This window comes from Rhizobium sp. AC44/96 (genome assembly GCF_001692185.1).
In the GTDB taxonomy this organism is placed as follows: domain Bacteria; phylum Pseudomonadota; class Alphaproteobacteria; order Rhizobiales; family Rhizobiaceae; genus Rhizobium.
The window spans coordinates 158,158-177,887 of the sequence record NZ_LXKO01000030.1; the positions used below are offsets into that span (position 1 = coordinate 158,158).

The following is a 19,730-nucleotide window of genomic DNA, read 5'->3' on the forward strand; positions in this document are numbered from 1 at the left end:
GACATCTCGCGCACCTCGTGGTGCACGCGCGCTCCCTGACCAGCGGCTTTTTGTTTTTAACCCCCAGCGATGGATAGGCACGACCTTGTCGGGCCCCGGAGAAGCTATGTCTGTTCTCAAGAAAACGCAGCCCATGTCCACCGGCGAACCAGCCAGAGCATTGTGGATTTCCACTCTCGCCTTCACGATCTGTTTCGCCGTCTGGACGATATTTGCGATCATCGGCATTCGGATCAAACAGGAACTGGGCCTGAGCGAGACCCAGTTCGGATTGCTGGTCGGCACACCTGTCCTGACCGGATCGCTCGTTCGCATCCTGCTTGGCATATGGACCGAACGATACGGCGGTCGCCTCGTCTACACGTTGACGATGCTGGCAGCAGCAGTCGCAACTTTTCTGCTGTCCTATGCCACCACCTACCCGCAGATGTTGATCGCGGGCCTGGGCGTCGGCCTCGCCGGCGGCTCATTCGCGGTTGGCGTCGCTTATATCTCGCCGTTCTTTCCCGCGCAGAAGCAGGGAACGGCACTCGGTATCTTCGGCGCAGGCAACGTCGGCGCAGCAGTTACCAAGTTCGCAGCACCTTTCGTCCTTCTTGCCTGGGGATGGCAGGCGGTTGCCGAGATCTGGGCTCTCGTCCTTGCTGCCATGGCACTCGTCTTCTGGTTCAGCACATCCGATGATCCGGCCTTTCGCGCTCGCCGCAATCGCGGCGTTGCCCGCAAGAGCCTGCTTCAGGAGTTTGCCCCTCTGAAGAACGTCCAGGTCTGGCGCTTCTCGCTCTACTACTTCTTCGCCTTCGGCGGTTTCGTCGCCCTTTCCCTGTGGCTGCCGCGTTATCTGGTCGGCGTATACGGCTTCAATCTTGAGACCGCCGGCATGGTCGCCGCTGCCTATTCGATCCCCGGCAGCATCTTTCGGGCATTCGGCGGCTTTGTTTCCGACAAGAAGGGCGCCCGAAGCGTGATGTATGCGACCTTGGCAGTTTCCGCCGTCGCCACGCTCATCCTGTCCTTCGCGGTAACGCCGGCAGCGTTCATCGTCGTCGTCTTCGTACTCGGCTTTTTCATGAGCCTCGGCAAGGCAGCCGTCTACAAGCATATCCCTGTCTACTACCCGGAAAGCGTCGGCGCTGTCGGCGGCGTCGTTGGAATGATGGGCGGCCTTGGCGGCTTCATCCTGCCGATCGCCTTCGGCGCCCTCAAGGATATGACCGGGCTCTGGTCGAGCTGTTTCCTGCTGCTCTTCGTGGTCGTTTCGATCGCCTTTGTCTGGATGCACCTATCCGTAAAGCAACTCGAACGCCGTGGCCTGTCCTCCCAGGCCGTCGCAGCATCCTAATTCGGGAACGAAAACCAATGACCCAGAAACTTGTCATCGTCGGCAATGGTATGGCGCCGGGACGCATGCTCGAGCACTTGCTCGAAAAGGCGCCGGGCGAATATCAGGTCACGATCTTCAACGCCGAGCCGCGCGTCAACTATGACCGCATCATGCTCTCGCCGGTCCTGTCCGGCGAGAAGGACTACGAGCAAATCATCATTCACGGTGATGGCTGGTACATCAAGCACGGCATCACGCTCTACAAGGGCCACAAGATCGTTGCGATCGACCGGCACGCAAAGACGGTCACATCGGACCACGGCGTCACCGAGAGCTACGACAAGCTGGTGATCGCCACCGGCTCGGTCCCCTTCATCATTCCCGTCCCCGGCAAGGAATTGCCTGGTGTCATCACCTATCGCGACCTGGACGACGTGCAGGCGATGTTGCTGGCAGCACAGTCACGCGAGAAGGCGATCGTCATCGGCGGCGGCCTGCTCGGCCTCGAAGCGGCTGCCGGCCTTGCTCAGCGCGGCATGGACGTGACCGTGCTGCATGTCATGCCGACGCTGATGGAGCGCCAGCTCGATCCGGCTGCCGGTTATCTCCTGCAGAAGGCCGTGGAAGAGCGTGGCATCAAGGTCATCACGAAGGCCAACACCAAGGCGATCATTGGCAACGGCAAGGTCGAAGGCATCGAACTGGACGATGGCCGCATCATTCCGGCAACGCTTGTCGTCATGGCGGTCGGCATCCGTCCCAGCGTCGGGCTTGCGAAGGATGCCGGCATCGCGGTCAATCGCGGCATCGTCGTCGACGCCGGCATGCAGACCTCGGACGGCAGCATCATGGCACTTGGCGAATGCGCAGAAGTCGGCGGCCAGGTCTACGGCCTTGTCGCGCCGCTCTACGAAATGGCGCGCGTCGCCGCCTCGCACCTCTCCGGTGACACCTCCGCCGCTTTCGTGCACTCCGACACGCCGACCAAGCTCAAGGTGACGGGCATCGAACTTTATTCGCTCGGCGATTTCGCCGATGGCGACGATCGCGAGGAGATCGTGCTCCGCGACGCCTCGGCAGGGGTCTACAAACGCCTAGTGCTCAAGGACAACAGGATCATCGGCACCGTCCTTTACGGCGAGACGGCCGATGGCGCCTGGTTCAACGATCTGAAGAAGAAGCAGACCGACATCACCGAGATGCGCGAAACGCTGATCTTCGGTCAGGCCTACCAGGGAGGGTCGCCGCTGGACCCTATGGCGGCCGTTGCAGCCTTGCCGGATGATGCGGAAATCTGCGGCTGCAACGGCGTATGCAAGGGAAAGATCACCTCGTCCATCACGGCCAAGGGGCTGACGTCGCTCGACGACGTCCGCGCCCACACCAAGGCATCCGCTTCCTGCGGCTCCTGCACCGGCCTGGTGGAGCAGCTGATGACCCTGACGCTTGGCGACAGCTACAATCCCGCGGCCGTCACACCGATGTGCACCTGCACCGAGCTCGGTCATGACGATGTTCGTCGCCTGATCAAGGCCAAGGGATTGAAGACGATCCCCGCCGTCATGCAGGAGCTGGAATGGAAGACGTCATGCGGCTGCGCCAAGTGTCGTCCGGCGCTGAACTACTACCTCGTCTGCGACTGGCCGGACGAATATGCCGACGATTACCAGTCGCGCTTCATCAACGAGCGCGTCCACGCCAACATCCAGAAGGACGGCACCTACTCCGTCGTTCCGCGCATGTGGGGCGGCGTGACAAACTCCAACGAATTGCGCGCCATCGCCGATGTCGTCGACAAGTTCGAAATCCCGATGGTTAAGGTCACCGGTGGCCAGCGCATCGACCTGCTCGGTATCGAGAAGGAAGATCTGCCGGCTGTCTGGGCGGACCTCGGCAAGGCCGGCTTCGTCTCCGGGCAGGCCTACGCCAAGGGATTGCGCACCGTGAAAACCTGTGTCGGCTCCGATTGGTGCCGCTTCGGCACCCAGGATTCGACCGGCCTCGGCATCCGCATCGAGAAGTTCATGTGGGGCTCATGGACGCCGGCCAAGCTGAAGCTCGCTGTCTCTGGCTGCCCGCGCAACTGCGCGGAAGCGACCTGCAAGGACATCGGCGTCATCTGCGTCGACTCAGGTTTCGAGATCCACTTTGCCGGAGCCGCCGGTCTCGACATCAAGGGCACGGAAGTTCTCGGCCTCGTCAGGACCGAGGACGAAGCACTGGAGCATATCGTGGCGCTGACGCAGATGTACCGCGAGCAGGCCCGCTATCTCGAGCGCATCTACAAGTGGGCGAAGCGCGTCGGCCTCGACGAAATCCGCCGCCAGATCATGGGCGATGCCGACAAGCGCAAGGCCTATTACGACCGTTTCGTCTTCTCGCAGAAATTCGCCCAGGTCGATCCCTGGTCGGAGCGCGTCTCCGGCAAGGACAAGCATGAGTTCAAGCCGATGGCGACCATCGGCTACCCCCAGGCCGCTGAGTAGGAGATGGACATGAACTGGATTTCAATCGGCGACATCTCCGACATTCCGCTGCGCGGCGCACGCTGTGTGAAGACACCGCAGGGCAAGGTCGCCGTTTTCCGCACCGCGGAGAACGAGGTCTTCGCCATAGAGGACCACTGCCCGCACAAGGGCGGGCCGCTCTCGCAGGGTATCGTTCATGCGAAGGCAGTCACCTGCCCGCTGCACAACTGGGTGATCTCGCTCGAAACCGGCAAGGCACTCGGAGCAGATGAGGGCGAGGTCAGGACCATTGCGGTGCGTAACGAAAACGGTGCGCTCTATATCGCGCTTGAAAGCCTGATGATGGCAGCCGAATGATGGAAAGAGAGGTCAAGACAACCTGTCCCTATTGCGGCGTTGGCTGCGGCGTCATCGCCAAGGTTGCAGAAGACGGCAAGGTTTCCGTCAAGGGCGACCCGGACCACCCGTCCAATTTCGGGCGACTCTGCTCGAAGGGCTCTGCGCTCGGCGAGACGATCGATCTCGATGGGCGCATCCTCTACCCGGAAATTTCCGGGGAGCGGGTGAAATGGGAACAGGCGCTTGACCTCGTCGCACAGCGGTTTTCGGATGCCATCAACGAGCATGGCCCCGATTCCGTTGCCTTTTACGTCTCCGGTCAGCTGCTGACCGAAGACTATTACCTCGCCAACAAGCTGATGAAGGGCTTCATCGGTTCGGCCAACATCGACACCAATTCGCGCCTCTGCATGTCGTCCTCCGTCGCCGGCCACCGCCGCGCCTTCGGATCGGACACAGTGCCCGGCACCTATGAGGACATCGAGCTTGCCGACCTGGTGATCCTCACCGGCTCGAACCTCGCCTGGTGCCACCCCGTGATCTATCAGCGGCTGGCGGCCGCCAAGGCAGCTCGCCCGGGAATGAAGGTCGTTGTCATCGACCCGCGGCGCACGATGACATCGGATATCGCCGACCTGCACCTGGCGATCCGCCCCGACAGTGATGTCGCCCTGTTCGTCGGCTTGTTCTCGCATCTGATCTCGAACGGATGCGTCGACCAGAACTATGTGGCCGAACACACCAACGGCTTTGCCGAGGCCTTCGCGACGGCGTCCAATCTTTCATCGAACGAGATCCTCGAACGCACGGGCCTGCCGACCATGCAGCTTCGCGAATTCTATCGCCTGTTTGCGACAACGGAAAAGGTCGTCACCTGCTACAGCCAGGGCGTCAATCAGTCCTCCTCCGGCACCGACAAGGTCAATTCAATCATCAACTGCCATCTCGCAACCGGCCGGATCGGCAGGCAGGGCATGGGGCCGTTCTCCCTCACCGGTCAGCCGAACGCCATGGGCGGCCGCGAAGTCGGCGGGCTCGCGAACATGCTCGCTGCCCACATGGCAATCGAAAATGCCGAAGACCGCGATCGCGTCCAGCGCTTCTGGAGGTCTCCGAGGATCGCGCAGAAGCCCGGCCTCAAGGCCGTGGACATGTTCAAGGCGGTCGCTGACGGTCGCATCAAGGCGTTGTGGGTCATGGCGACCAACCCGGTTGTCTCCATGCCGGATGCAGATGCCGTCGAGGCCGCCATCAAGGCCTGTCCCTTCGTCGTCGTCTCGGACATCCTCAGGGAAACCGATACGGCCCGCCATGCGCATGTCCTGCTGCCCTCCCTCGGCTGGGGCGAAAAGAGCGGCACGGTGACGAACTCCGAGCGCCGCGTTTCCCGTCAACGTGCCTTCCTCGACGCACCCGGCGAGGCCCGCGCCGATTGGTGGCAACTGAACGAAGTCGCACGCCGCATGGGTTTTGTCGAAGCCTTCGACTTTGGCTCCAATGCCGAAATCTTTGACGAGCATGCCGCGCTCTCTGCCTTCGAGAACACCGGCAGCCGCGATTTCGACATCGGCGCCTACGTTGGCATGGGCGAGCCGGCCTATGACACGATGGTTCCCTTCCAGTGGCCGCAGCCGGTCGGCAAACACAGAGGCATCACACGCTTCTTCGCCAGTGGCGGTTTCTTTCATCAGGACGGCAAGGCACGCTTCATCGCAATCGAGCCGACCGGATCCGATCGCACCAATCCTGACTATCCGTTCACGCTGAACACCGGCCGCATCCGTGACCAGTGGCACACGATGACGCGAACCGGCAAAAGTGCGCGATTGTCGGCCCACATTGCCGAGCCGTTCGCCGAGCTGCACCCGCGCGACGCCATCGAGGCCGGCATCGGCAATGCCGGTCTCGTCGAAATCGCGAGCCCTTATGGACGCGCGATCGTACGGGCGCTGCTTACCGAGCGACAGGCCCGTGGCAGCATCTTCGTGCCGATGCACTGGAACGATCAATTTGCCGCCAAGGCCCGCATCGACGCGGTCGTCGCCCCGCTGACGGACCCCGTGTCCGGCCAGCCCGCCTCCAAGAACGTCGCGGTGGCCGCCCGGCCGTTCAAGGCAGCACGCTACGGTTTTGCGGTGTCGACAGCGAAGCCCGACAATCTGGACGCAGCCTATTGGGCACTGGCCAAAGCCGAGGGGGGCTGGCGCCTCGAACTGGCGTTCGATCAGGCAGCCGACGACTGGTGCAGCTGGTGCCGCAGCACCTTCGCGATCCCTGAGGATGTCGAACCACTCGGCTATGCCGACGAGCAATCAGGCGATCTCCGCCTGGCCTTCTTTGCCGGCAAGCGCCTGCTTGCAGCGCTGTTCCTGGCCCGCGAACCGGTGGCCGTCGCGCGCAACTGGGCGATCTCGCAGCTCACCGCCGAACATGGCGATCTGCGCAAGCGTTTCGCCCTCGTCGCCGGGCGCCCCGGCGCCGACAAGCCCGATCCAGGCGCCACCGTCTGTTCCTGCTTCAGCGTTGGCGTCAACCAGATCGTCGGCGCAGTGCGCAACGGCTGTCACAGCGTCGAGGCGATCGGCAAGGAACTCAACGCTGGAACCAACTGCGGCTCCTGCCGCGCTGAAATCAGGGGGATCATCGATGGATGTCTTGCAGCAGCCGCTGAATGAAGCACCCGCCCGCATGGAGCCACTCGCGAAGCTCCCGGTGTTCTGGGCACTGGAGGGCACGCGCGCTGTCATCGCGGGCGGCACAGATGCGGCCGCCTGGAAGGCCGAGCTTCTCGCGGCCTGCGGCGCACAGGTTCATATCTATGCCGAAGAGCTCTCCGACAGTTTCGAGAAGCTGATCTTGCGCGGCGCGGAACACCCTGAGGGCGGCTTCGTTCATCACTGCCAAGCATGGGATGAAACGGGCTTCGTCGGCGCGGTCATAGCCATCGCCGATTGCGAGGGAAATGACGAGGCGGCGGCCTTTTTCGGCGCGGCTCGCGTCGCCGGTGTACCGGTCAACATCATAGACAAGCCTGCCTTCTGCCAGTTCCAGTTCGGCTCGATCGTCAATCGCTCACCCGTCGTGGTCTCGATCTCCACAGATGGCGCCGCTCCGATCCTTGCCCAGGCAATCCGCCGGCGGATCGAGACATTGCTTCCGCGCACGCTGAAAGCCTGGGCGGGATTGGCACAGGCGCTGCGAGATCGTGTCAACGAACGGCTGGCGGCGGGCCCCTTGCGCCGTGCCTTCTGGGAGACATTCGTCGATCGCGCCTTTTCAAGTTCGGATACGCCGGAGGAGGGCGTCGGCGGGCAGCTTCTCGAGGAAGCCGAAAGGCTTCGAGGAGCGCCCGCCCACTCGTCGCGCGGCCGGGTAACGCTGGTTGGCGCCGGGCCCGGCGATGCGGAGCTGCTGACATTGAAAGCCGTCCGCGCCCTGCAGGCGGCAGACGTCATTCTTTTTGACGATTTGGTTTCACTGGAAGTGCTGGAGCTCGCCCGCCGAGAGGCCAAGCGCATGCTTGTCGGCAAGCGCGGTGGGCGCACGAGCTGCAAGCAGGAAGACATCAACGACATGATGGTGAAGCTTGCAAAGGCTGGCAAACGCGTCGTGCGACTGAAATCCGGCGATCCCATGATCTTCGGTCGCGCCGGCGAAGAGATCGCCCATCTCGATCGCGAGAACATTCCGGTGGACGTGATTCCCGGAATTACGGCAGCGAGCGCCATGGCGTCGCGCCTCGGCATTTCCCTTACGCACCGTGATCACGCCCAGTCTGTCCGCTTTATGACCGGCCACTCGCGCCACGGCGGACTGCCAACCAATGTCGACTGGAAGACCGCGGCCGACACGCACACGACCACGGTGTTCTACATGGGAGGCAGGACGGCGCCAATGATTGCCGAACGGCTGATGACGGAAGGGCTGCCACCCTCGACACCTGTCGTGATCATGAGTGATGTAAGCCGTGCGACACAGGCACAGTGGTATGGAACGCTCGATACGGTGCGCGAGGGCATCGCCGACGTCGGCTATGACAACCCTGTCCTGATTGCTGTCGGTCGGGCGCTGGCGGCCCGCGCCACAGGCGTCGCGGAACACCGGTTGCTTCCGCAGGTGCCTCCAGCCCCAACCCAGGGCGACGATCACGCCACCGAAACGCTCCTGCGGGTCGGCAACGGCTAGATCGCCGACGGCTGCCGATAGCCACCGCGTTTTGCAGGGGATCGCAGAGCGCCCGGGTTGCAATTCCCGCTATCTGCCTTATCGCCTTGAGGTTCGGAGAGTTGACTTTTCTTCGGATCGAAAGACTAGCTGCCTTTGCGAGCTTGAGGCCGTCCTGAACGGTTTGGCGGTAGGCAGCGAATGGAGCGGGCAGGCAGGATGAGCGACAAAGATATAAGTTCCGAGGACACCGTAAGAACGCGTGGTTCGGGAACCCAAAGCATCTACACCGCCTTGCGCCGGGAAATTCTTTCCATGGCTCTGCCGCCGGGCAGCCCGCTCGATGAGGTGAGGCTTTCCGAGCGCTTCGGCATGTCGCGGACACCGATTCGCGAAGCCCTGCTGCGACTGGTCGCCGATGGGTTGGTCACGACTCTTCCAAACCGGAACACGATCGTCGCAATCATCGATTTTTCTACCCTCCCGACCTATTTCGAAGCGCTGACGCTAATGTACCGTGTGACGACCCGTGGTGCCGCCCAGCGCGGTGGAACGGCTGGCCTTGATGAAATCCTGCGCCATCAGCGCGATTTCATCGCTGCCGTGGAAGCGCAGGATGCCTTTACGATGATCGAGGCGAACCGCGAGTTTCACGTCGCCATCGCCGAGCGCGCCGGTAACTCCTACTACACAACATTCTTCGCGCGTTTGCTCGACGAGGGTCGCCGTATCTTGCGGCTCTACTACTCGACTTTCGATGACAGGCTGCCAAGGCAGTATGTCGACGAGCACGAGGAGATGATCGACGCAATCCGCACCGGTGATGTCGAAAAGGCCGACAGGCTCGCCGTTGAGCACGCGGACCAGATCGTTCGTCAAATCCAGGAGTATATCTCTCGCGACTTCAACAACGCGCGTGCGCTGCCGGGCCTCTAGTTTTCAGCGCCCTTGCGGCAGGACGAGCCTATCGGTTCAGGCTGTGGGTCCCGGGCTACTTCACGAGAACACAAACAAGGCGCCCTCGAGGGCCACCATTTACCACAATGATCCGGCGCTGACGGTAATGCCTCCCGTTCTTCTGGCGCCTTGCATGAGAAGGAACGATTATGTCTTTGTCCCCACGCCCATCCGCAATTTCCGATGCCGAGCGTCTGGCACGCCTTGCCCGCCTTCGCGCGAGCATGGAAACCGCCAATCTGCAGGGCGTTCTTCTCGGATCAACGGAAAGCCTTCGCTATTTCACCGGACTTGCCTGGCACCCGAGCGAACGATTGCTCGGCGCATTGGTCACGCCAACCGCGCTCCACTACATCGTTCCGGGCTTCGAGCTCAGCAAGGTCGACAGCATGCCGAAACTTGCCGGTGAGATCATCACCTGGGAAGAAGATGAAAGCAGCTCCACGCGCGTTGCCTCGCTGCTTGGTCCCACGGATCGTCTCGGTCTCGACGATGCGCTACCGCTTTTCGCCTATCATGCGCTGGCCGGTGCCATGGGCTCGGACCGTCTGGTCGATGGCGGACGTATCATCCGCGATATTCGCCTGCGCAAATCGACAGCTGAGATCGCTATCATCCAGTATGCGATGAACCTGACGCTCGAAGTGCATCGTCGGGCACATGGCTTCATCAAGCCAGGCACCAAGGCGTCCGATGTGGTCTGCTATATCGACGAGCAGCACCGGGCGCTCGGCGCGGCAAATGGATCGAGCTTCTGCATCGTTTCCTTCGGGGAGGCGACCTCCCTCCCCCACGGCGCGGAGGGCGAGCAGACCTATTCGGCAGGCGATGTCGTGCTCGTCGACACCGGTTGCCGGATCGACGGATACCATTCCGACCTCACCCGCACCTATGTTCTCGATGCGCCCGACGCAGAATTTTCCCGCGCCTGGTCGATCGAACGCGAAGCGCAGCAAGCGGTTTTCGAGGCTGCCCGGCTTGGCGCTGCCTGCGGCAGTCTTGACGATGCCGCGCGCGCCGTCATCACACGGCATGGTCTAGGACCTGATTATGCGCTGCCCGGCTTGCCGCACCGGGCCGGCCATGGCCTGGGTCTCGAAATCCATGAAGAGCCCTATATCGTTCGCGGTAACCGCACGGTGCTCGAAACCGGCATGTGCTTTTCCAACGAACCGATGATCGTCTTCCCCGGTCGCTATGGTATCCGGCTGGAAGATCACATCCACATGACCGAGACCGGGCCTAAGTGGTTTACGACACCGGCAAAGGGTCCGGCTGAGCCGTTTGCCTGATTGCTTCCCGTGCCGGATTCTTCCGGCACGTCTTTTCTGTCGACAAAAAGAATACAGCGTGTATTATAGATCTCGAAAGGGTCGGATTGGACGCGTCGGGCGTCGCAATCGCCAGCCACCAGAGGTTCACAGGAGCTTGAAATGAAGGCCAAGATTTTTTCGGGTGTAATTCCCGCGCTGATGACGCCCTGCAAGGAAGACCGCAGCCCGGACTTCGATGCGCTTGTCCGCAAAGGCAAGGAACTGATCGCCCAAGGCATGTCGGCCGTTGTCTATTGCGGATCGATGGGTGACTGGCCGCTGTTGACCGATGCACAGCGCATGGAAGGTGTGGAGCGCCTGGTGAAGGCCGGCGTTCCAGTTATCGTCGGCACGGGAGCCGTCAACAGCGCACTCGCCGTCGCACATGCCGCGCACGCTCAGAAGGTTGGCGCGAACGGCCTGATGGTAATCCCGCGCGTTCTGTCGCGTGGTCCTTCTCCGGTTGCGCAAAAGGCCCATTTCAAGGCCATCCTCGCCGCCGCACCGGAGCTTCCCGCCGTTATCTACAACAGCCCCTACTACGGCTTTGCCACCCGCGCCGACCTGTTCTTTGCATTGCGCGCCGAGCATCCCAACCTCGTCGGCTTCAAGGAATTCGGTGGCGCCGCTGACATGCGCTATGCGGCTGAGAACATCACGAGCGGCGACGATAGCGTTACGCTGATGATCGGTGTCGATACCGGCGTGTTCCACGGTTTCGTGAACTGCGGTGCGACCGGCGCCATCACCGGCATCGGCAACGTACTGCCGAAGGAAGTCATTCACCTGTGCAACCTTTCGCAGGCCGCTGCCAAGGGTGATGTGGAAGCGCGCCAACGCGCGGAAGAGCTTGAGAGGGCACTGAATGTCCTGTCGTCCTTCGACGAGGGTCCGGACCTTGTTCTCTACTACAAGCGCATGATGGTGCTGAAGGGTGACAAGGAGTACACGCTCCACTTCAACGAGACCGACGCCCTGACCGAGAGCCAGCGCGGCTACGTCGATACGCAGTTCAACCTTTTCAACACGTGGTATGCCACCTGGAGCAAGCTCCCGGGCGCGGTGCAGACCTACAAGGGTTAAATTCCGGCCAAGCCGCTATCTTGAAAGGCCCTCTCAACGAGGGCCTTTTTGCATGAAGGACGATGTTGAAACGTCAGCGCTGTCGCTAGGCGACTGCGTCAAGCCCAAGCGCCAGCAGGCGGTCAAGCTGCTCCACCTCGGCCTGGGTCAACGCGATGCCATCCGCCACTGACTTGGTACGGGCAGCGTAGCGCCGCTGTGAAGGCAAGCGTGCGCCTTGGCCGGCAATTGCCTCGAACAAGACTTCCGCGCGGGCGAAGGGATCGCCGGAACGACCTGCGGCGAAGGCGCGAGGCGAAAAGCCAAGGATGAGCTCGCCGTGGCGCGGGGCCAGCGTCGTCGTCCCAAGAAGGTCAAGCACCTCAGGACTGGTCAGATCACCGATCATGATTCCGGCCAGAAGCTCGACCATCGTGGCGATGGCTGATCCCTTGTGCCCGCCAAAGGGCAGCATTGCGCCGGCAAGCGCCGCGTTCGGATCGGTCGTCGGGTTGCCTTCCGTGTCGATCGCCCAGCCCTCCGGCAACGGCTTTCCCGCCCGACGGTACAATTCGATCTCGCCGCGTGCGGCCACCGAGGTCGCGAAGTCGAATACGTAGGCTGGCTTTCCCTCGCGGGGCCACCCGAAAGCGAGAGGATTGGTACCGAGCAGTGGCTTGTTGCCGCCGGTCGGGGCAACGGTAGCGTAGCTCGGGCACATGACGAGCCCCGCGAGTCCCTGCTCGGTCAGCGCCTCCACCTCCGGCCAGAGCGCCGAGAAATGCGTACAGTCGTTGATGACGAGTGCTGCCAACCCGCAGGATCGAGCCCGCTCGGCGAGCACTGGCAGGCCGAGTTCGAACGCAGGGCTTGCGAAGCCGCCCTTCGCATCCACCCTGACGATGGCAGTGCTTTCCTGCGGCACGAGTTCCGGCAGCGCATCCGGGTCGACCTTGCCCGCTTTGACCGTGCGCAGAGCGCCCTCGATCCGGTAGATGCCGTGCGACTTGCAGGCGTCACGCTCCCCGGCCACGACCACGCGCGCCACCGCGCCCGCCTGCGTGCCATTCAGGCCCGCTTTGCGGAAGATCGCTTCGACACGCTCTTGAAGCGCGGTGATCGTCAGGGTAGTGGTCTCGCTCATCTTGTGTCTCTCATGTGTGGCCTCACGCGCCAGCGTTGATATTATGCATACATAGAGTATACAAGCTGCCTGACCGCGCAATTCGCCAAGGGCTGATGTTCGGCCCAGTTGCACCCTGAATTAGAGAAGGATACCTCACATGGTCTTCACCCCGAATGGAAAACACCTCATCGCGGGCGAATGGGTCGACGGAGCGGGTACCTTCGCGTCCTCCCCTGCGCATGGCCCCGTGCACCACTTCGCCGTCGGCACGCCGGAACTGGTGAACCGCAGCTGCGAAGCGGCGGAAGACGCATTCTGGAGCTATGGCTATTCCACACGCGCCGAGCGCGCCGCGTTCCTGCGCGCCATCGCCGACGAAATCGAAGCCCGGGCAGAAGCAATCACGGAAATCGGTACCCAGGAAACCGGCCTTCTGGCAGCCCGTCTGCAGGGCGAGCGCGGCCGCACGACCGGCCAGCTACGGCTCTTCGCCGATCACATTGAGAAGGGCGAGTATCTCGACCGCCGCTTCGACGCTGCACAGCCCGATCGTCAGCCGGCACCACGTCCTGAAATCCGCTTGATTCAGCGGCCGGTCGGCCCGGTCGCCGTCTTCGGCGCGTCGAACTTCCCGCTCGCTTTCTCCACGGCTGGCGGCGACACGGCGGCGGCTTTGGCAGCGGGTTGCCCGGTGGTCGTCAAGGGTCACTCGGCCCATCCCGGCACTGGCGAGATCGTGGCCCAGGCCATCGAAGCCGCCATCCGCAAGACCGGCGTTCACCCGGGCGTCTTCTCGCTGATCCAGGGCGGCAATCGCGACGTGGGTCACGCGCTCGTGCAGCATCCGCGGATCAAGGCTGTCGGCTTCACCGGCTCGCTCGCTGGCGGTCGTGCACTCTTCGACCTGTGCGCCGCACGCCCTGAACCGATCCCCTTCTTCGGCGAACTCGGTTCGGTCAATCCTATGTTCCTCCTGCCGGAAGCGCTGAAGTCGCGCGCTGCCGCGCTCGGACAGGGATGGGCAGGCTCGCTCACAATGGGTGCCGGCCAGTTCTGCACCAACCCCGGCATCGCGGTGGTGATCGAAGGCTCTGACGCCGATACCTTTACCGCAGCTGCCGTCGAGGCGCTGGGCAAGGTCGCTCCGCAGACCATGCTGACGGATGGAATTGCAAAGGCCTACCACGATGGACAGGCGCGTTTCGCGACCCGCAACACCGTCAAGCCTCTGCTCGTGACTGAATCGTCCGGCCGCGAAGCTACGCCGAACCTGTTCGAAACCACCGGTGAGAAGTACCTTTCCGACCATGCACTCGGCGAGGAAGTCTTCGGGCCGCTCGGTCTCGTGGTACGGGTCGGGTCGGTCGACGAAATGGAGCGCCTCGCACGCGGCTTCGAAGGCCAGTTGACGATCACCATCCACATGGAGCCCGCTGATCTCGACGCGGCACGTCGCTTGCGTCCGGTGCTGGAGCGCAAGGCTGGACGCCTTCTGGTGAACGGCTTCCCAACGGGCGTCGAAGTTGTCGATTCCATGGTGCACGGCGGCCCGTATCCGGCTTCGACCAATTTCGGCGCGACCAGCGTAGGTACGATGTCCATCCGGCGCTTCCTGCGCCCGGTAGCATATCAGAACATGTCTGAAGATCTTCTGCCTGAGGATTTCCAGGGCTGATCTGACGGTCCAAATTTCGGGAGAGCTTCAGCCAATGAGGCTCTCCCTGGAATTTACAGCTTATTGAAGAGTTGGTGTTTGCGGGCGCTCCATATAACGGAGGCGGAAGCCCTCGATCAGCGTCATGGCCTGCTGGAGAAGAATCTCCGCCGCACGAAGATCTTCGCTTGCCAGCGTGTCGGCACTGCCACGAATAGTCAGCGCCAGGCTCTGGGAATTCACCGCAAAGCCGCGATTGCCCTCGCTGAGTGCTTCTTCTGCGCTTAGCTCTAATGCCTCCGCCACTGCAGCAAGAATATCCTGCCGCTCGCGCACGCTCATCTGCGTGATCGTCTTCGATCCGTCCATAGTTGTCTTCTTTCTTGGGATGACGGCCCGGTAAGCCTGCTGGTCAGGCTATATGTAGGCAGGATCGATCGTTGATCAATACGACTTTGTGCCAGAGCTCTGCCGATAGAAGCCGAATGCGAAATTCACATCCGGATCACATCGACCGCATCGCCAAGCTCGCGCATCGCGATATCGACCACACTCGCCTGATGGGTAAAGAGGATCGTCTGGAACGCGCGTGGCGCCGACGCAAGCGTCTTCAATCCAGACCGCGTCCTGTCGTCGTCGAACGTCTGGAAGATGTCGTCGATGACAAGGGGCGCCGGCTCATTGCGCGAGCAATAGTCCTCGAGGAACGCCAGTCTGAGAGCCAGATACAGCTGGTCCGCGGTGCCCTCGCTCAATCCCGCAAGGGGAACGCGTTCACCACCTGTGCGAACAGCCTGCAGATGGAGCGCATCATCCTCGCCATACTCCTGCGCCAAGCCTAGGAATGCTCCTTCCGTCAGGGCCGAAAACAGCGTACCGGCGCGTGCCACAACAGGATCGGATTGGGCCTCCCGATAGGCCTCCATCGAACTGGAGAGCATCCTTGCGGCCAATTTCAGAACAATCCACTGGCGCGCGAGGTCCTTGGTCTCCTGCTCGGCAGACAGCTTCTCGAACACGGCGTATTCGACGCTCTTGCTCGTCTCCAATTCCTGCTTTTTCCGCTGGGTCTCGGAAAGGCGAGCGGTCAGCGCGCCCAGGCGATCGACGAGCTTGACGTCCTCGCGTTCCAACTCCTCGATCAACAAAGCCGCCTCTGTCCGATCGAAACCGGAAAGCTCGAGACGAACGTCCTCTTCGGCTCGACCGTTCGCATGCTGCGTGAAGCGCCGCCTGCTAGCCTGAAGATTGCCCAGCGCCGCGCGCCGGTCCGTCAGTCGTTGCAGAAGCGACGATGGCTCGACGGCCAGGGAGAGCGACCGCGTCAGATCGGACAAGACGGCGTCGCAGGCGGTCGCCTCCTCCTCGCATCGCTTGAGCGACAGCTCGGCGAGTTCCATGTCGGCCACGAGCCTGGTGCGCCGCTGCTGCTCCGAATTGGTCGCAACGGCACGCTGGTGAAGCATATCGATGGCGGCGTCCGCGGAAAGCTGGGACAGGTCGGTCGCGACCTCACCCGTGAGGGCAGCCACGCTCTCTTCGAAGGCACGGATGTCGCGGGACATCCCCCTCACCCGCCGGCTCCTGTTTTCTCGCTCGACAAGCACCTGCGGCACCTGTTTCCAGACATCCAGCGTCGCTTGCGCCATCTCGATTGTGGCGCCTTCTCCAAGGCCCAGAGCTGCCGCAGCTTCCGCAAACTCAGCTTCCCAACGGTCGATCCGATCTCTCAGCTCTTCGCCGTCCGCCTCAAGATCGCGAATGGTCTCGAGGCTCGAAGCCCGCTTGCCATCTGTCGCGCGGCTCTCGCTCCATCGCTGCTCCATGGCTTGAAGGTGACGCTGTAGCACGCGGCCAAGGGCAGAACAGGCCAACGTACGCGCGTCCGAAAGCCCGGTCTCTCTCGCGATCTCGTTGAGAACCGGAAGGGCGCGATCCTCGCTCAGCCGCAGAACCGCCATTTCGTCTTCCAGCGCATTCAATGCCGTGCGCTGGGCACTGAGGTCCTCAACGGCGCGACGCCATTCGACCATTTGCTCGGCCGCGAGCGGGGTTACACCGGAGCGCGCGAACAACCCGGTATATTCGCCCTCGTGCCGCCTCAGCTTTGTACTCGCGGCTTGCTCCTCGCTCTCCAATCGAGCCTGGATCTCGAGCAGTTCGGCGGACCGCATCAGAAGCTGGGTGTGACGCGCGACCCTTTCAGCATCGGCCAGCGCCAAATCGGAGAGGTGGTCGACGCGAAGGATGGCAGCCGAAACGTCCTCTGCCTTGAAAGGCGCGCCACCTGCGACAAAACCATCCCAGAGTTCGTCGCGGCGCGACCGCTCCCGCGAGATGTCATCGCGGGTCACGATTTCGTCGCCGCTCTCCAGGCGCTTCATCTCGAGGGAGACGGTAACAATCTCTGTTGCAGCCTGCGCAATCTTGCCCGAAATCTCGCCCAGCGAAGCCATCGCGGTCTCGATTGTGCGGCGATGCGCAGAAAGTGTCGCCACATCCGGCAAAGGCACGGACATCAACTGATCCAGACTGTCTACCGCCGGCGTCAGCCGGCCAATTCCGCTCTCAAGGTCGGATCGTGCGCGTTCGATGCGAACCTGCAACGCGTCGCCGCGAGCAATCTCGGCAAGATCACCCTGAAGCGCTGCCAGCCTGTCGGCGTATGGCCGGGGATCGACCGGAGGCGGGCCGTCGTAGATGTTGTCCAATTCGCGCAGATAGGAGCGCTCCTTGGCCAGGTTTCGCTCCACATCCACAGACAGCCGGCGCAATTCGCGTCCTGACTCTGCCAGATGGTGAAGACGCGCGAGCGCGGCGTCGGTTGGCTGGTGATCCTGCAGCTGCTCCGCCTCGACATCCAGACCGAGCTTGCGGACAAGCTGACGGATCCTTTGATCGAAATCGTCGACTTCGCCGCGCACGCGCACAATGTCGGACTTCGCGGCAAGGTAAGCGGACTTGCCCGCATAGCGCTCCATGATCTTTCCGGCGGCGTCATAGAGCGCCTCGTCGACCTGCGCGACGCTCAGCGCATCGCGCAATCGAAACGTGTTGGCCCGCGCGGCGTTCATGCTGTCGACGGCCTGACGGTTGGACTCGATCGCGGTCGCGAGCCGCTCCTCCGCATCGACCATGCCATCAATTTCCGCAAACGCGGAAATCACCCGCTCCTCGGCGTCGATCTCGACCAGCAAAGGCTCAAGGTTGCGAAGTGCGGTGAGTCGCCCGTGTTCCTGGCGCTTGGCAAGACGCTGGGACTGCAATTGCGCAAGCTCCGCCGCGATGCTCTCTTCCTCGTCGATCAGCCTCTTCCAATCGCCGGACCTGAGCTCGTGCTCCCGCTCGGCCTTGCGCGCCTCTTCGTGTCGTTCGAGGGCCTGATAGAACAGCCTGTCCTTCGACCGCCGCTGGGCGAAAATCCCCTCGGCATCACTGTCCAATGCTCGGCGGAGGTTCGTCAGGCCGGTCAGGCCGGATGCGGCAGAAAACAACAGGCTGCCGATCTCGCCACCGCTTTGCAGCATCGTCGCGGCACCTTCGCGAAGGCGACGCGTATTCAGTCCAAAAGCGCGCTCGAACACCGGCCGCGCCAGCGCACCCAGGAACGGTGATAGCGCATCATCGGGAAGCGGCGCTTCCTGATCGGAATGGGAGACCAGCGTGTTCTTGCGACCGCGACGCCGCCGGAAACGGAGGTCGTTGCCGCCCCGCGACGTTATCGCCGCGCCGATCCGCAAGGTTGAAGCCTCGTGCAGAAAGGCCTGCTCGATTTCGTGCGGAAAACCAAAGAGGAGATCCGATATCGCCTTTAGGGCCGACGACTTTCCGGCTTCGTTCGGACCATAGATGATGTGCAATCCGGCGCCTTTGCGAAACTCAAGCGAGCGATCGGTCAATGCGCCGTAACGCAGGATATCAAGACGGTCGAAGCGCATGTCAGGCGTCACCCTCGCCGCGCGCCAGCAGCAACTGCCTGGCTTCCTCGATCAGGGCATCGACGGTCATTTCAAGCGGCAGGTCGCTGGCGCCGATGCCGCCGGGCAGACGCGGAACGATCGATGAGAGCAGGATCGCCGCCTCCGATTGCAGGTCGTCTTCGTTGCCGTGCTCGGCCACCAGTCGACCGAGATCAAGGATCGCACCATCCGATGCAGCGCGAATAGGAGGCTCGATCACCAGCAACTCAAGCTTTTCCAGCCAAATGTCTTCGTGGGCGCGATGACATGCTGCCTGGACTTCATCGATCCATTGTTGCCGGTTGGCCGTGAAATTCCGGTGCAGACGTGATGCGCCCCGCAACCGGACGCGTAGCGCCGTGATGCGTTCGTCAGCGTCAGCGCGGATCGCACGTGCCGATTGCTCCACCAGCCGCAATATGTCAGGCGCGCTCTGGTCGAGATCGATGCCGATTTCGGTCACAGCGAAACGTGCCTCATCGACGATCATGCGCGCAAGTTCGATCCTGCTATCGTCGACGGTAACCAGCACAGCGCCTTTCGCGCCCCGCTCCCTGACGCTTCGCCCCTGGAGATTGCCGGGGAACACGACGACCGGATCGCTTGCCACCTCCTCGAACTCATGCACATGGCCAAGAGCCCAATAGTCGTAGCCACGAGAGCGCAGGTCTTCAAGCGAACATGGTGCATAGGGGGCGTGCGGCTCCTTTCCACCAAGAGACGTGTGCAGAACCCCGATATTGAACCAGCCTCGAACGGCGGGAGGATAGGTCAGCGCCAGATTGTCGTTGGCGGACCGCTCGGCAAAACCTTGCCCGTGCAGCGCGACATTCAGGCTTTCGACGAGCATCGTTTCCGGCTTGGATGTCGAAAACTCGTAGACATTCCCAGGCAGAGAGATCGTCTTGGTAATGATGCTCAACGCGTCGTGATTGCCGCGCAAGAGATAGACCGGGATGCCCGCGCGATCGAGCCGTCCCATCTCGCGGCTGAAGAACAAGCCGATCTTGTTGTCCTTCCAGTCGCCGTCGTAAACGTCGCCGGCGATCACGAAGAAATCCACGTCAAGTTCTATCGCGCGGCTCACCAGCGTCGAGAAAGCCTTGCGACTGGCCTCAACGAAAATGGCGGCAATGTCGGGATCCTTGAGGGCGAGCCCCTGGAATGGGCTGCCCAGATGAAGATCCGCAGCGTGGATGAACCTGAAAGACGACATGCACTCGCTCTGTGTTCATGAAGACGCAGCAAGTCTATTGGCTGGCAAGGGCGATTGAAACGATTCATGAACGAAACAGCCGGTGAGGCAGCGGATAGCCACAAGATATTCGGCGTTTCGCCGGCGAACAGCGGTTCGCTAGCCTCCT

Annotated in this window: 13 protein-coding genes; 9 read left to right on the top strand and 4 right to left on the bottom strand. The window is 62.2% G+C overall.

Annotation, left to right across the window (positions count from 1 at the left end):
• Nucleotides 1-106 precede the first annotated feature (106 nt).
• The 8 genes from A6U87_RS20520 to A6U87_RS20555 all read left to right on the top strand — a co-directional run bounded on the left by A6U87_RS20520 (nucleotide 107) and on the right by A6U87_RS20555 (nucleotide 11,648).
• Nucleotides 107-1,342 carry a nitrate/nitrite transporter gene (locus A6U87_RS20520; protein ID WP_065693148.1) on the top strand — a complete coding sequence of 412 codons (1,236 nt, stop codon included), beginning with the start codon at nucleotides 107-109 and terminating at the stop codon, nucleotides 1,340-1,342.
• A gap of 17 nt (nucleotides 1,343-1,359) precedes the next feature.
• Nucleotides 1,360-3,810 (top strand): nitrite reductase large subunit NirB, encoded by a 2,451-nt coding sequence (nirB, locus tag A6U87_RS20525; protein ID WP_065693149.1) that lies wholly within the window; start codon nucleotides 1,360-1,362, stop codon nucleotides 3,808-3,810.
• A gap of 3 nt (nucleotides 3,811-3,813) precedes the next feature.
• On the top strand, nucleotides 3,814-4,149 hold the full coding sequence (nirD, locus tag A6U87_RS20530; protein WP_016554895.1) for a nitrite reductase small subunit NirD: 336 nt from the start codon (nucleotides 3,814-3,816) through the stop codon (nucleotides 4,147-4,149).
• On the top strand, nucleotides 4,149-6,806 hold the full coding sequence (locus A6U87_RS20535) for a nitrate reductase (RefSeq protein WP_065693150.1): 2,658 nt from the start codon (nucleotides 4,149-4,151) through the stop codon (nucleotides 6,804-6,806). Before nirD ends, A6U87_RS20535 begins: the two co-directional genes overlap by 1 nt.
• Nucleotides 6,778-8,316, top strand: coding sequence for a siroheme synthase CysG (gene cysG / locus A6U87_RS20540; RefSeq protein WP_065693151.1), 1,539 nt, complete (start codon nucleotides 6,778-6,780; stop codon nucleotides 8,314-8,316). The genes A6U87_RS20535 and cysG overlap by 29 nt, the downstream gene beginning before the upstream one ends.
• Nucleotides 8,317-8,514: 198 nt before the next feature.
• The gene (locus tag A6U87_RS20545; protein ID WP_065693152.1) at nucleotides 8,515-9,231 is read left to right on the top strand and encodes a GntR family transcriptional regulator; all 717 of its coding nucleotides are present in this window, start codon (nucleotides 8,515-8,517) and stop codon (nucleotides 9,229-9,231) included.
• A 170-nt stretch (nucleotides 9,232-9,401) separates the two neighbouring features.
• Complete coding sequence (locus A6U87_RS20550) at nucleotides 9,402-10,544, top strand: Xaa-Pro peptidase family protein (RefSeq protein WP_065693153.1); 1,143 nt, start codon at nucleotides 9,402-9,404, stop codon at nucleotides 10,542-10,544.
• A 141-nt stretch (nucleotides 10,545-10,685) separates the two neighbouring features.
• Nucleotides 10,686-11,648, top strand: coding sequence for a dihydrodipicolinate synthase family protein (locus A6U87_RS20555; RefSeq protein ID WP_065693154.1), 963 nt, complete (start codon nucleotides 10,686-10,688; stop codon nucleotides 11,646-11,648).
• Between the two features lie 85 nt (nucleotides 11,649-11,733).
• On the opposite strand, the gene A6U87_RS20560 is transcribed toward A6U87_RS20555, so the two are convergent.
• The gene (locus A6U87_RS20560; protein ID WP_065693155.1) at nucleotides 11,734-12,771 is read right to left on the bottom strand and encodes an Ldh family oxidoreductase; all 1,038 of its coding nucleotides are present in this window, start codon (nucleotides 12,769-12,771) and stop codon (nucleotides 11,734-11,736) included.
• Nucleotides 12,772-12,910: 139 nt separating this feature from the next.
• Between A6U87_RS20560 and A6U87_RS20565 the strand changes: the two genes are divergently transcribed.
• Entirely contained in the window at nucleotides 12,911-14,428 is a 1,518-nt protein-coding gene (locus tag A6U87_RS20565) for an aldehyde dehydrogenase (NADP(+)) (RefSeq protein WP_065693156.1), read from the top strand.
• Between the two features lie 60 nt (nucleotides 14,429-14,488).
• Here A6U87_RS20565 and A6U87_RS20570 read toward each other — a convergent pair whose 3' ends face one another.
• The 3 genes from A6U87_RS20570 to A6U87_RS20580 all read right to left on the bottom strand — a co-directional run bounded on the left by A6U87_RS20570 (nucleotide 14,489) and on the right by A6U87_RS20580 (nucleotide 19,582).
• Nucleotides 14,489-14,776, bottom strand: coding sequence for a hypothetical protein (locus A6U87_RS20570; RefSeq protein WP_065693157.1), 288 nt, complete (start codon nucleotides 14,774-14,776; stop codon nucleotides 14,489-14,491).
• A 125-nt stretch (nucleotides 14,777-14,901) separates the two neighbouring features.
• Nucleotides 14,902-18,345, bottom strand: a complete 3,444-nt coding sequence (locus A6U87_RS20575; RefSeq protein WP_065693158.1) for a YhaN family protein — start codon at nucleotides 18,343-18,345, stop codon at nucleotides 14,902-14,904.
• Between the two features lies 1 nt (nucleotide 18,346).
• Complete coding sequence (locus tag A6U87_RS20580) at nucleotides 18,347-19,582, bottom strand: DNA repair exonuclease (RefSeq protein ID WP_065693159.1); 1,236 nt, start codon at nucleotides 19,580-19,582, stop codon at nucleotides 18,347-18,349.
• Nucleotides 19,583-19,730: the final 148 nt, after the last annotated feature.

Excerpts from the sequence above, each read along its gene's own strand:
- A6U87_RS20520 (WP_065693148.1), top strand. The coding sequence starts at position 107 with ATGTCTGTTCTCAAGAAAACGCAGCCCATGTCCACCGGCGAACCAGCC.
- nirB (WP_065693149.1), top strand. The coding sequence starts at position 1,360 with ATGACCCAGAAACTTGTCATCGTCGGCAATGGTATGGCGCCGGGACGC.
- nirD (WP_016554895.1), top strand. The coding sequence starts at position 3,814 with ATGGACATGAACTGGATTTCAATCGGCGACATCTCCGACATTCCGCTG.
- A6U87_RS20535 (WP_065693150.1), top strand. The coding sequence starts at position 4,149 with ATGGAAAGAGAGGTCAAGACAACCTGTCCCTATTGCGGCGTTGGCTGC.
- cysG (WP_065693151.1), top strand. The coding sequence starts at position 6,778 with ATGGATGTCTTGCAGCAGCCGCTGAATGAAGCACCCGCCCGCATGGAG.
- A6U87_RS20545 (WP_065693152.1), top strand. The coding sequence starts at position 8,515 with ATGAGCGACAAAGATATAAGTTCCGAGGACACCGTAAGAACGCGTGGT.
- A6U87_RS20550 (WP_065693153.1), top strand. The coding sequence starts at position 9,402 with ATGTCTTTGTCCCCACGCCCATCCGCAATTTCCGATGCCGAGCGTCTG.
- A6U87_RS20555 (WP_065693154.1), top strand. The coding sequence starts at position 10,686 with ATGAAGGCCAAGATTTTTTCGGGTGTAATTCCCGCGCTGATGACGCCC.
- A6U87_RS20560 (WP_065693155.1), bottom strand. The coding sequence starts at position 12,771 with ATGAGCGAGACCACTACCCTGACGATCACCGCGCTTCAAGAGCGTGTC.
- A6U87_RS20565 (WP_065693156.1), top strand. The coding sequence starts at position 12,911 with ATGGTCTTCACCCCGAATGGAAAACACCTCATCGCGGGCGAATGGGTC.
- A6U87_RS20570 (WP_065693157.1), bottom strand. The coding sequence starts at position 14,776 with ATGGACGGATCGAAGACGATCACGCAGATGAGCGTGCGCGAGCGGCAG.
- A6U87_RS20575 (WP_065693158.1), bottom strand. The coding sequence starts at position 18,345 with ATGCGCTTCGACCGTCTTGATATCCTGCGTTACGGCGCATTGACCGAT.
- A6U87_RS20580 (WP_065693159.1), bottom strand. The coding sequence starts at position 19,582 with ATGTCGTCTTTCAGGTTCATCCACGCTGCGGATCTTCATCTGGGCAGC.